General features: G+C 42.1%; 9 protein-coding genes and 1 pseudogene. 7 read left to right on the top strand and 3 right to left on the bottom strand.

From position 1 onward, the window contains the following. Window positions 1-75: 75 nt before the first annotated feature. Together HMPREF2573_RS05355 and HMPREF2573_RS05360 are read right to left on the bottom strand one after the other, a co-directional pair. Entirely contained in the window at window positions 76-972 is an 897-nt protein-coding gene (locus HMPREF2573_RS05355; RefSeq protein ID WP_003659100.1) for a MaoC family dehydratase, read from the bottom strand. A 67-nt stretch (window positions 973-1,039) separates the two neighbouring features. Beyond that, window positions 1,040-2,407: a 3-oxoacyl-ACP reductase gene (locus HMPREF2573_RS05360; RefSeq protein WP_070472814.1), complete on the bottom strand. Its 1,368-nt coding sequence runs from the start codon at window positions 2,405-2,407 to the stop codon at window positions 1,040-1,042. A 321-nt stretch (window positions 2,408-2,728) separates the two neighbouring features. Here HMPREF2573_RS05360 and HMPREF2573_RS05365 point away from each other — a divergent pair. Next, a pseudogene (locus HMPREF2573_RS05365) lies at window positions 2,729-4,011 on the top strand (acetyl-CoA C-acetyltransferase). A gap of 104 nt (window positions 4,012-4,115) precedes the next feature. On the opposite strand, the gene ruvB reads toward HMPREF2573_RS05365, so the two are convergent. Further along, the gene (gene ruvB / locus HMPREF2573_RS05370) at window positions 4,116-5,105 is read right to left on the bottom strand and encodes a Holliday junction branch migration DNA helicase RuvB (protein ID WP_003659095.1); all 990 of its coding nucleotides are present in this window, start codon (window positions 5,103-5,105) and stop codon (window positions 4,116-4,118) included. A 379-nt stretch (window positions 5,106-5,484) separates the two neighbouring features. Between ruvB and HMPREF2573_RS05375 the strand changes: the two genes are divergently transcribed. The 6 genes from HMPREF2573_RS05375 (at window position 5,485) to HMPREF2573_RS05400 (ending at window position 13,380) form a co-directional block, all read left to right on the top strand. Beyond that, on the top strand, window positions 5,485-5,925 hold the full coding sequence (locus HMPREF2573_RS05375; RefSeq protein WP_227497461.1) for an MCR_0457 family protein: 441 nt from the start codon (window positions 5,485-5,487) through the stop codon (window positions 5,923-5,925). Between the two features lie 112 nt (window positions 5,926-6,037). Next, window positions 6,038-7,036, top strand: coding sequence for a porphobilinogen synthase (gene hemB, locus HMPREF2573_RS05380; RefSeq protein WP_003659091.1), 999 nt, complete (start codon window positions 6,038-6,040; stop codon window positions 7,034-7,036). Window positions 7,037-7,303: 267 nt separating this feature from the next. After that, complete coding sequence (locus HMPREF2573_RS05385; protein ID WP_003659090.1) at window positions 7,304-9,634, top strand: NADP-dependent malic enzyme; 2,331 nt, start codon at window positions 7,304-7,306, stop codon at window positions 9,632-9,634. Between the two features lie 104 nt (window positions 9,635-9,738). Continuing rightward, window positions 9,739-10,908, top strand: coding sequence for a tRNA nucleotidyltransferase/poly(A) polymerase-related protein (locus HMPREF2573_RS05390; RefSeq protein WP_065248939.1), 1,170 nt, complete (start codon window positions 9,739-9,741; stop codon window positions 10,906-10,908). Window positions 10,909-10,924: 16 nt separating this feature from the next. Then, entirely contained in the window at window positions 10,925-11,692 is a 768-nt protein-coding gene (locus HMPREF2573_RS05395; RefSeq protein WP_070472817.1) for a pteridine reductase, read from the top strand. A 299-nt stretch (window positions 11,693-11,991) separates the two neighbouring features. Next, entirely contained in the window at window positions 11,992-13,380 is a 1,389-nt protein-coding gene (locus tag HMPREF2573_RS05400; RefSeq protein WP_003660798.1) for an APC family permease, read from the top strand. Window positions 13,381-13,453: the final 73 nt, after the last annotated feature.

Raw genomic sequence — 13,453 nt, forward strand, 5'->3', positions numbered from 1 at the left:
TTTTATGAACCCAAGTTTTTATGAACCCAAGTGCTTCATTTAACGATAAAATCAAGCACCCCAATGACACATTCATCATAAATAGGCAAGTGTACCAATTAAGTGAGCTTTTTCGCTGTCTTTGGCATACAATCCAAACTCAATACCAAGCTCATCGGGTGTATCGGTCATTAGCTCAATCTTTGATGGCAAAAATACAGGAAATTTAAATGAGACATCCATACGATACGCCGCTGGTAGCTCAAAATGACGAGCAATCATAGCCAATGAGCGTGCCTTTGTCCACATACCATGTGCAATTGCTTTCGGGAAACCAAACACTCTTGCTGACAGTGGATGCAGATGAATCAAATTAAAATCACCTGACACAAACGCATATCTACGACCAATATCCTCTTCAACGTTCATCACCAAAAATAAGCTGTCATCTGATTTATCAGGTCTTGAAAATACAGGTTTGGTTGTACCTTGATGAGTGGCTTGTCTTTGTACTTTGGATTTTTTTTGGCGAGATAGATAGGTGGACACCCCTTCCCACACCATTTCATCTGCCACCCAAACGCTGGTTACAAAATCAAACTGCTGACCCTTATCATGAGTGCGAAGATTATTAAGACGCACCGATAGGCGTACTGTTTCGGTATCAAAAATCACACGATGCTGGGTAACGCTGTTTTCAACATGCACCAGTCCAAGCATGGCAAAAGGAAAGTCTGGTTTTGCCATCATGTTCATTTGTAAAGTTTGCGATAGCACCGCAAAATAAGTCGCTGGTACCCGCCCATCATCCACAAATCCGCAAATCTTACGATACTCACGAAGGTTGCTTTGTTCAATGACAAGCTTATCCACCGTATAGACTGAGCTTGGTAAGTCTTTTGCCTTAGTGTTTGAAGATGGTAATAAGCTTTTGATGACATTGGCGTAGGTCGTGTGCATTTTTGGCAATTCGCTAAAATGTTTATCCGACATAATTTTTTCCTTGATAGCCGATGATGGCTTCATAAATTTTATATAAATTAGCAAGTTTTAAGGCAGTTTATGCACCAAGTAAACTTTGACCACAGACACGAACCACATTACCGTTAAGACCGCCTGCTTTGGGTGATAATAGCCAAGCGATTGTTTCTGCGACATCTACAGGTTCACCACCTTGGCTCATAGAGTTCATACGGCGACCTGCCTCACGAATGGCAAAGGGGATTTGACCGGTCATTTTGGTTTCAATAAATCCAGGTGCCACAGCATTAATGGTACGAGCTGAATCTTTAAATACCTTGGCTGTTGCTTCAACCAAGCCTATCACACCTGCTTTACTTGTCGCATAATTTGATTGCCCCAAATTACCTGCAATGCCTGAAATGGATGAAACACAAACAATACGCGCAGCCTCACCAAGTCCGTGATGATTAATCAAATAATCATTCACACGATGGATAGCACCTAAGTTAATGTTCATGACAAGATTCCATTTATCTTCACTCATCTTAGCCAAAGTTTTATCACGGGTGACGCCTGCATTATGCACCACCCCATCAAGCGTACCACAGGCGCGTATAATTTGCTCGCCTGCATCTTTGGCAGTGATGTCCAGCGGTAGTGCATAACCACCGATTTGCCCCACCACTTTTTGTAGATTTGGCAGGCTGTCAGGCACATCTAGGCAGTACACTTTAGCACCATCACGAGCCAACACCTCAGCAATCGCTTGACCAATGCCTCGACTTGCGCCCGTGACTAGGATTTTTTTACCCTGAAGGGTTGCGTGGGTCTGAGTGGCAGCTTTGGTCAAATAAATTGGCTGACCTGATACATAAGCCGACTTAGCGGACATGAAAAATTCAAGCGTATGTGAAAGCTCACTTTCAGCACCCTTTTGAACATAAATCACTTGGGCGGTAATCCCCCGCTTAAACTCTTTAGCAATCGATTTGACAAAACCCAGTACCGCACGCTGTGCCAAACTAAAACCAATATCATCACCTGTACAACATTCAGGGCGTGCAATGACAAGCACTCTGCCTGATGCTTTCAGACGCCGAGCAATCGGATGAAAAAAATCATACACTTGCTTAAGCTCATCCGTATTTTTGATATTTGTTGCATCAAAAATAGCCACCTTAAAACGAGCATTATCATCTTTTAGACGGTCATTGAGCGAAGTTGTTTTTAGGTGATTTAAAGTGGCATCGGTATTGACTTTGGCTTCATAGCCCCCCAAAATCTCTACCAAAGCACTCTGCACAGCGGCATCTTCACCGCTTGCTATGCCCAAAGCAACCTCACCTCGTACGACAGGCTGACCTGTTTCATAGCGGTCAAGCTTCATCGGCATCGGCAATCCTAAGTTTTTGGCAACTTTTTTACCCAAAGGTGACTGAACCAATTCTCCATAATGGTCGCTCATGACTAACTCCTAATTTAATGAATGATGCGATCGCTCTGTACGATGACAAACGGTGGTCGCAGCGTAACAAAACGATAAAATATAATAATTTATTGTACCATAAAATCATGAATTTGAAGAAAATGGTACAAACTTAATACTCAAAAATCATCATTTATTTATATTTAGTTATACAAAATATTTTTTGTATAATAAATTGTAATCAAAACCCCAAAATTTCCCACAGAGTGCGATAATAATGCTAAGCTAAGTCATGAATCGCTCAAGCTTTGATAGGATTCGGCTTTTCATTTTTACTCACAATATTAAGAAGGATATTTTATGAGCTTAAATAAGGTTGCCATCTTAGGCGGTAATCGCATTCCTTTTGCGCGTAGTAATGGCGTATATGCTGATGCCAACAACATTGATATGCTCACTGCAGCATTAGATGGATTGGTTGCTCGTTTTGATTTGGCGGATAAACAAATTGGTGAAGTTGTGGCAGGTACTGTCTTAAAACACAGTCGTGACCTAAACTTAACCCGTGAGGCAGTGCTTAACACCCAATTACCTGCAACGACGCCTGCTTATGATATCTCGCAAGCCTGTGGTACTGGACTACAAGCAGCTTTTGCTGTGGCAAATAAAATTGTGCTAGGCCTTATTGATAATGGTATTGCAGGCGGTACAGACACAACCTCTGATGCACCGATTGCATTGGGTGATGGTCTGCGTAAGCCGCTTTTGCGTTTAGGCAATGCCAAAACAGCCAAGCAAAAACTGTCTGCACTTAGCACCATCAACCCCAAAGATTTATTAGCCTTCCCCCAAAATGGTGAACCACGCACTCGCCTTTCAATGGGCGAACACCAAGCCATCACCGCACTTGAGTGGAATATCAGTCGCACCGATCAAGATGAACTTGCCTATAACAGCCATCAAAACTTGGCTCAGGCGTATGAATCAGGATTTTTTGATGACTTAATCACACCTTATAAAGGCTTGACCAAAGATAATAATTTGCGTCCTGATACCACACTTGAAAAATTAGCCAGTCTAAAACCTGCCTTTGGCAAAAAAATGCCAATCCAACCATGACCGCAGGTAACTCAACGCCACTCACAGATGGTGCTTCTGTGGTGCTACTGTCTAGTGACGCATGGGCAAAAGAGCATGGGCATGAGCCACTTGCTTATATCACTCACCAGCAGACAGCAGCGGTTGATTTTATTGGTAAAGAAGGTTTAACCGAAGGTCTTTTAATGGCACCTGCTTATGCCGTGCCTAAGATGCTCAAGCGTGCAGGTTTGACCTTGCAAGATTTTGATTTTTATGAAATTCATGAAGCTTTTGCCTCTCAGGTACTTTCTACTTTGGCAGCTTGGGAAGATGAGACTTTCTGTAAAACTCGCTTGGGACTAGATGCACCACTCGGCAGCATCGATCGCAGTAAGCTTAATGTCAATGGCTCAAGCTTAGCAGCAGGTCACCCCTTTGCAGCAACAGGTGGACGAATTTTGGCGACAGCAGCCAAACTATTGGCTCAAAAAGGCTCAGGCCGTGCATTGGTTTCTATTTGTGCTGCTGGTGGTCAGGGTGTTGTGTGTATCTTAGAGAGATAATTCATTAACCTTTAAAATAAACCCTCATTATCCGACCAGATGATGGGGTTTATTTTGATAAAGTCTGATATCATAAGCCATGATTTAACAGCAATGTTAATATATTACTCAAGTACATCCATTTGAAAAACCTTATCTGAGATAATCCGACCCTTACTGGTACGCTGAATGTAGCCTTGTTGCAATAAATAAGGCTCAATCACATCTTCAAGCGTCCCTCGATCCTCAGCCATCGCTGCTGCCAGTGCTTCGACGCCAGCAGGACCACCATGAAATCTTTGGGACAACACCGATAAATAACGACGGTCCAGCTGATCAAGCCCTTGCTTATCCACAGCCAACATATCCAGTGCCGCAGAAGCAATATCAGCTGTAGCGACGCCATCACCCTTAATCTCGGCATAATCACGCACCCGTCTAAGCAAGCGATTGGCAATGCGTGGCGTACCTCGGCTACGATGCGCCACTTCTAACGCCCCGCCGTCATCCATCAAAACCCCCAAAAGTCTGGCTGAACGCTTGACAATCGTGGTCAAATCCTCAACATTATAAAATTCAAGCCTTTGGACAATCCCAAAACGGTCAAATAACGGTGCAGATAATAATCCTGCCCGTGTGGTGGCAGCCACCAAAGTAAATGGCGGTAAATCCAATTTGATTGATCGTGCTGCAGGACCTTCACCAATCATAATATCCAGCTGAAAATCTTCCATTGCAGGGTATAAAATCTCCTCAATCACAGGGCTTAGCCGATGAATTTCATCAATAAATAGTACATCACCCGCTTCAAGATTGGTTAAAATTGCCGCCAAATCTCCCGCTCGTTCAAGTACAGGCCCTGAGGTTGAACGCAAATTACCACCCATCTCTTTGGCAATGATGTTGGCAAGTGTGGTTTTTCCCAATCCCGGTGGGCCAAAAATGAGCGTATGATCTAACGCCTCCCCTCTTGCTCTGGCGGCAGGAATAAAAACTTTCATCTGCTCACGCACTTTTGGCTGTCCGATATATTCATCCAAACTGCTGGGACGAATAGCACGGTCGGCGGTATCGTCTTTTTTGGGGTTTGGGTCAATTAAGCGATTTTCTAACATAATTTTTATTTTAAATGAGAATTAAATTTAAATGAAAGTAAGTGAAAGTCAAATAAGAAGATAACGGCTTATTTTAGCACAAATCCTTATCCAAAACCGCTTTACCACGATGCTAAAAATCAAGCATTATTATCAAAAGATTGAAAATAAGTATATCAAGCGAAAGAAATCTCCCCAACTTTTGCCAATGTGTTACCAAATCAGAAGATATGCTACAATACACATACATATTATGTGGGATTTTTTTACTAAAAAAACTTATCATAGGCACTTATCATAAACCAACCCAAAATTGATTGATCTGATAATGAAAGTGCTTTTTAAAGCCCATCTTATGGCGATATTGCCTCAGCTTGAAGCCATAGCATCAAGAGACAACATGCGTTTATTTTTATGCCGTATGCCAAACACTGTTCAACGGCTTGGGATGATACTCTTTTTTATGCTAAGCTTGAGCCTTTACACTGTCGCTTTGGCAAATTCTACGACGCCTCGTTATCAACGCATCTCAACCCCCCAAGCCATTAGCACACAAGAGATCTATCTGACAGCGACACAGTATGAAGTAGCACTAATTCAAGTTCTATCTGAAATCTGCCCACCCATGCTCAATGCTCGCCAAAAAGCCAATTTTAATCGAGCTTATGACAGACAATTGCGTATTTTTATGCCGTACTCAGCTGACCCCTATCAAAGCTTAAGACAGCTTAGCGCTCAGCGTGAGTATCGTATCATTTTGCATAATGTGCGTGCATGGACAGCCAGCTTTCCTGCTAGCGAAAATCGGGCACTTTGCTATGAGTTTGCTGCCGCCGCTTAAAAGTTCGCTCCACGCTGCTTAATTTGATATAATAATATTTGCCAATATATTTGATAATATAATAGACAATATAAAATAAATCACTCAAACACGCTAAGATTTAAGGGCTTTTATGTATACTTTTAATCGTCAATTTCCCCATACTCGCTTGCGTCGGCTACGCATCTCTGATGGCATTCGTGAGATGGTGCGTGAGACACAGTTAGCACCATGTCATTTGATTGCACCTGTCTTTGTCATTGAAGGTATGAACCAAAAACAGTCCATTCATAGCATGCCAAATGTCCATCGCTACTCGATTGATTTGTTGATTGATTATGTGCGTGAATTATATGCCACTGGCGTGCGTATGATTGATATTTTTCCTGTCATTGACCCCAAGCTAAAAACGCCTGACGGTCAAGATGCCTATCACAACGATACGCTGGCGGTGCGTGCGGTGCGTGCCATCAAAGATGCTGTGCCACAGATGATTGTCATGACAGATGTTGCACTTGACCCTTATACCACGCATGGTCAAGATGGTATTATTGATGAGTCAGGCTATGTTATCAATGACATCACCACCGAAGCACTGATTAAACAGACCCTAGCACACGCAAAGGCTGGTGCTGATATCATCTCCCCAAGCGATATGATGGATGGACGCATCCAAGCAATGAGACAAGCACTTGAAAATGGTGGCTATGTCAATACTGCCATCATGGCATATTCTGCCAAATATGCTTCGGCATATTATGGGCCATTTCGTGATGCGGTCGGTTCATCAGGTAATTTAAAAGGTCATAAAAAACAATACCAAATGGATCCTGCCAACCGTGCAGAAGCATTGCATGAGGTTGCACTAGATATCCAAGAAGGGGCGGATATGGTGATGGTAAAACCTGGACAGCCGTACTTAGATATCGTGAGTGAAGTCAAAGATACTTTTGGTGTGCCAACCTTTGCCTATCAAGTCTCGGGAGAATATGCCATGCATATGGCAGCTATCCAAAATGGCTGGCTCACCGATGCAGTTATTTTAGAAAGTTTAATCGGCTTTCGCCGTGCTGGTTGCGATGGTATTTTGACATATTTTGCACTTGATGCTGCCCGTATGCTAAACGACTGATACCCTCAAGTACGCACCTAAAATCGCTTCAGCAACACTGAAGCGATTTTTATTGTGATGCATTTTTAATCATAAGTATGCAAAAGATAAGTTTGATATCACCTGAAAATTTTTCATATAATCAACTGGGTTTCACCTACCGCAAGTCTAAAAATCATGCTAGAATAACCAAAGTTTACCAAAAAATCGTGATATTTGGCGACGAAGAATAGCAGCTACTAACGCTATTTAAATCTGCTAAATTAACCCAATTATAATGGATATATTATGACCTCAGCAACAAGAGACCAAAAGGTTGATGATACCACTTTTAATACCAATGCCGACCTACAAAAACAACAATTTGAACAAGCTGCATTACACTATCATGAGCACCCACGCCCAGGTAAAATCTCTATTACACCGACCAAAAAAATTGCCAACCAACGAGATTTGGCATTAGCATACTCGCCTGGTGTTGCTGTTCCTTGCCTTGAAATTGAAAAAAACCCCAAACTTGCCGCCAAATATACTGCACGAAACAATTTAGTTGGTGTCATTACTAATGGTACTGCTGTGCTTGGCTTGGGCAATATCGGTGCATTAGCCTCAAAACCTGTTATGGAAGGCAAAGGCGTTTTATTTAAAAAATTTGCTGGTATTGATGTTTTTGATATTGAGATTAATCAAAATGACCCAGATAAGTTTATCGAAGCGGTCGCAAGCCTTGAACCAACCTTTGGGGGTATTAACCTAGAAGACATCAAAGCACCAGAGTGCTTTAAGATTGAGCGTGAATTGCGTGAACGCATGAATATCCCTGTATTTCATGATGACCAGCATGGTACAGCCATCATTGCCGCTGCTGCTTTGTTAAATGCTCTAAAACTGGTGAATAAAGATATCGCAGACATTAAAATTGTCTGCTCGGGTGCTGGTGCCGCTGCAATCAGCTGCCTTGAGCTTATCATCGCACTTGGTGCCAAACGCTCAAATATCTATGTGCTTGATTCTCGAGGCGTTATCACAACACGCCGTGACAACCTAGACGCCTCAAAACAGCTATTTGCCCAAGATACCAATGCGACTACTTTAAGCGAAGTGATTGATGATGCTGACTTTTTCTTAGGTCTGTCAGGTCCAGGTATTCTGACCCAAGATATGGTTAAACGCATGGCGGGTAATCCAATCATTTTTGCACTTGCCAATCCAAATCCCGAGATTATGCCAGAGCTTGCCCATGCCGCTCGCCCAGATGTCATCATGGCAACAGGTCGCTCAGATTACCCTAACCAAGTCAATAATGCTTTGTGCTTTCCGTATATTTTCCGTGGTGCTTTAGATGTCGGTGCAACCATCGTCAATGAAGAAATGAAAATTGCGTGCGTGCACGCCATTGCTACTATGGCACATACTGAGGTTTCCTTATCCGAAACCGATAAGAATACCGAAAGCAAGCAATTTGGTCGTGAATATCTTATTCCAGGACCACTTGAGCCAAATCTCATCTTAAATATCGCCCCTGCTGTTGCAAAAGCAGCAATGGACTCTGGCGTGGCAACTCTACCCATTGAAGACTTTGATGCTTATCGCCAAACATTATCTGAGTTTGTTTATAATTCAGCCTTGGCAATGAAGCCTGTCTTTACCCAAGCCAAGCAAGCACCAAAACGAATTGTCTATGCTGAAGGCGAAGATGCCAATGTCCTGCGTGCGGTGCAAGTTGTGGTTGATGAAAATATGGCACAGCCCATTATCATTGGTCGCCCTGATGTGATTGAAGCAAAAATCAAAGAGTTGGGTTTGCGTTTAACAATGGGTGAGCATGTTGAGGTGGTTGATATCAATAATAACCCGAAACATGAACAATACTGGCAACATTATCATCAAGCCAACCACCGTTTGGGTGTCTCAGCTGAGCTTGCTCGCCGTGATATGCGTCGCAAAAGCTCGTTATTAGGGGCAATGATGGTTGAACAAGGCGACGCTGACGGTCTATTGTGCGGTACATTTGGTTATTATGATTTACACTTAAATTATATCCGCCGTGTCATCGGTAAGCGTCAAGGTGTGAGTGATTACTATGCCATGAGCGGTGTGATTTTACAGGATCGTACGCTGTTTATTGCTGATCCTTATATTCATGAAAATCCAACAGCAGCACAAATTGCTGAGATGACGGTTTTGGCCGCTCAAAGCATACGCCGATTTGGTGTTGAGCCTCGTGTGGCGTTGTTGTCACATTCTGATTTTGGTACTTCTCAGCGCACCTCAGCAGTTAAGATGCGTGAAGCTTATCAAATTTTATGCAATATGAATGTTGATTTTGAGTTTGATGGCGAAATGCACGGCGATGCCGCCTTAGATGTGCGTGTCCGTGAACAAAGCCATCCATTTAGCACACTACATGGTTCAGCCAATCTACTGATTATGCCTACATTAGATGCCGCACACATTGCCTTTAATCTACTTAAATCAAGCAGTGGCAGCTCGGCCATCGGTCCAATTTTATTGGGTGCAGATAAGCCTGTACATATCCTAGTACCTGCATCAACAGCACGCCGTATCGTCAATATGACTGCTATTGTTGTTACAGATGCCCAAAAAGTAGATGTTTAATTAAATCACCTAACATTAAATGCCAGCTTGGTTGCTGGCATTTTTTATTGGATTTTTGAAAAATTATTGTTATATTTAATTATTCATCTTTATAAGGATTATCCATGCAAGTATATTTGGTTGGCGGTGCTGTGCGTGATGGCGTGCTTGGCTTGCCCATTACCGATAAGGACTTTATGGTTGTGGGTGCTACGCCTCAGGTGCTGCTTGATTTGGGATTTATCCAAGTTGGGGTAGATTTTCCAGTATTTTTACATCCCAAGACACAGGCAGAGTATGCTTTGGCTCGCATTGAAAGAAAATCAGGTGTCGGCCATACCGCTTTTCAAGTACACGCCGATCCAAGCGTGCGTCTTGAAGAGGATCTCATTCGACGGGATTTAACCATCAATGCACTGGCGATTGAGGTTAAAGGCTTATTTGATGAGACACCCATGACAGGCAAGGTCATTGATTTTTATGGTGGGCTAACCGATATCCAAAATCGCACGCTTCGGCATGTCTCGCCTGCATTTAGTGAAGATCCACTTAGGGTGTTGCGTGTGGCAAGGTTTTTTGCCCGTTTTGCACCACTTGGGTTTAGCATTCATGATAGCACTGCCAAGCTTATGCAAGACATCGCCAAATCAGGTGAGATGAGCAGTTTAAGCCGTGAGCGTTTATACTCTGAATTTGTTAAAGCTATGCGACAGCCACAAGGCGATCAATTTATTGCCTGCCTGCACCAACTTGACATTTTGCCCTTCATTTTGCCCACATTAGCACAGCATTTTAACACACCACAAAACCGCCAACGCACCTTCACACGGCTGGCTTTAGCCTGTACGCTGAATTTGCCTATTTTTAGTCACTTTGCGATGTTGCTAAGTGATTTGCCCAAAGATGACCTAAGCGACTGTCTGAATAGACTAAATGCTCCAAAAAGTATTCGGCAATTTATACAAACCTTTAATCATTTCCATGACACATTCATCGCTTTACCCAACATCTCAGGCAACGCTTTGCTTGAATTGCTTGAACGCACGCAAGCACATAAAGACAGCACAAAACTGATACAGCTTTATGACGCTTGTCATGCCTACCAAGGCAGCCCTCTGAGTTATCCCAAGCAGTGGCTATTTGATGCCATTACTTGCTACCAAAGCATCGGTATTGCCGACATTGACCCAACTTTAACAAAAAAAGCCATTGGTGACGCCCTATCATATCTTAGATGCCAAGCCTTGCATAAACTTTTAAGTAATTTTCAAAAAACATCTGCCTCTGGACTTTGACAAAAAAGGAAAAATCATGATAAAAACAGCACTTATCACGGGCGGTGCCAAGCGTATTGGTGCTGCCATTACAAATCTACTACACCAACATGGCTTTAATGTCATCATTCATTACCATACCAGTCAAGCTGAGGCGGACAAATTAAGCCACACACTCAACCAGATTCGACCAAATTCTGCAACAACGCTTTGTGCCAATTTAGACATCATTCATCACCAAGAACAACTGTCTGAATTTAGCAAACTGTGCATTGCCCAATTTGGTCGTATTGATGCACTGATCCATAATGCGTCTAGTTTTTATCCAAGTGATTTAGACGATACACATCAAACCCTGCTTAAGCATTGGGATAATTTATTCTTAACCAACGCCAAAGCACCGTTACTGCTTAGTCATGCCTTATTGCCTGCCCTCAAAAAATCACACGGCTGTATCGTAAGTTTATTGGATATTCATGCTGATGCTAAGCCTTTTATTGGCTATCCCATCTATAATATGGCAAAAGCAGCACACCGCATGATGGTACAAAGCCTAGCCCTCGAGCTTGCCCCTGAGATTCGGATTAATGGAGTGTCACCTGGTGTGAATATTTTCCCTGAAAATCATCATTCTTCATTTAGCCATCAAATAAAATCCGACCTCATCGCCTCTATTCCACTTGCTCGTATTGGCACCCCAGAAGAGATTGCTCAGGCCGTCTTATTTTTACTAAAAAGCTCCTATATCACAGGGCAAATTATTGCCATCGATGGCGGTCGCAGTCTGACCTTAAAGGGTGGCTGATACACAGATATTAGACAGTTGGCTTAAATTTAAGATAAGATTTTTAACAATAAACCACCAAAATAATGCAAAAAATTGCTGACAAATTAAAGATTTTAGGCTAAAATTTACACGTGCTTACATGGTTATCAATTTACCGTTACATTAGGTCAAATTGGTAGCCTCTTTATTTTGTTTAACCCTTGAAATTTTCGGAGCAGATAGCCTAATCGAACAATCGCCAAATCTTTTGGTACGATGAAGCTAAGTTCTCTTTTGTGTTCGCTGCATTTATGCACACTTAAAAGGAAATACCATCGTTGAATACTTCTCCCACTTCAAATGTCGCTCGTCTACAGCGAAACCTTGGTTTATGGCATGTGATCATTATCGGTCTTGCCTACATTCAGCCCATGACCTTGCTTGATACCTTTGGTGTGGTATCTCGTGATAGTAGCGGTCATGTACCCATGTCGTATATTTTTGCTTTGATTGCGATTTTGTTGACTTCGGTGAGTTACGGTCACATGATTCGTGCTTATCCTTCATCGGGTTCTGCTTATACTTATACCCAAAAATCTATTAACCCATCAATGGGCTTTATGGTCGGTTGGTCAAGTTGGCTTGATTATTTATTATCTCCGTTAGTAAATATCATTTTGGCGGTGATTTATTTAGAAGCATTATTCCCTGCGGTCAATCATTGGGTTTGGGTTATTGGTTTGACGGCACTGATGACGGGCGTTAATCTTTTTGGCTCAAAAGCTGTGGCCTATTTTAACAGCTGGATTGTTTTTGTACAGCTGGCTGTCATTGCAGTCTTTGTTTTTTTAACTTACAATGCTCTGTCAGCAGGTCAAAATGCCGATGGCATCATTAGCCCTGAAAATGCTTACCATCTTTGGAGCATGGCACCCTTTTGGGACAGCATGACCTCTGTTGCAGCACTCATTAAAGGTGCAACCATTTTGTGCTTCTCATTTACAGGATTTGACGCACTCTCAACATTAGCTGAAGAAACCAAAGACGCCAAAAACACTCTACCAAAAGCAATGATTTTAACGACTTTGATTGCTGGCGTTGTATTTATTATCAGCACTTATTTTATGCAACTGTATTTCCCAAATCATCCAGAAACTTATTTTAAACTCATTGATGAAACACAACCTGAAATTTTAGAGGCTGTTGGTGGTGCGGTATTTAAGGCGGTGGTACTTGGATTTGCCATCGTTACAGTCATGGCATCAGGAATCTCAGCCCATGCAGGCGTTTCTCGCTTGATGTATGTGATGGGTCGTGATGGTGTGATTAGCAAAAATATTTTTGGTAAAATTCACCCAACTTTATTTACACCCGTCAATAATATTCTCATCGCTGGTGTTGTCGCACTAACCGCTGGCTTTGTCACATTTGAATCGGTGATAAATCTAATCAGTTTTGGTGCTTTGACAGCATTTAGCTTTGTCAATATTTCTGTGTTATTCCATTATGTCTTTAGAAATAAATATGTGCATAATGCAAAAGATGTATTAAGCTATATCATCGTACCAATTGCAGGCTTTATCAGTGTGTTTTTAATGTGGTTAAAGGTTGACAAACTAACCTTTGAAGTGGGTCTATTTTGGGCTGCCATTGGCTTTATCTGGCTTGGCGTCAAAACTCGTGGTTTTAAAGCACCTGTCCCACAGTTTAAAGAAGAAGATGTTTAAAATCTTAATAAAAAATATCCTTAAGAAAAAATATCCCAAGTACTTTTGGGATATTTTTTATTGATAGATTGGT

Origin of the sequence: Moraxella sp. HMSC061H09, assembly GCF_001809255.1 — a bacterium.
Lineage (GTDB): Bacteria > Pseudomonadota > Gammaproteobacteria > Pseudomonadales > Moraxellaceae > Moraxella > Moraxella catarrhalis.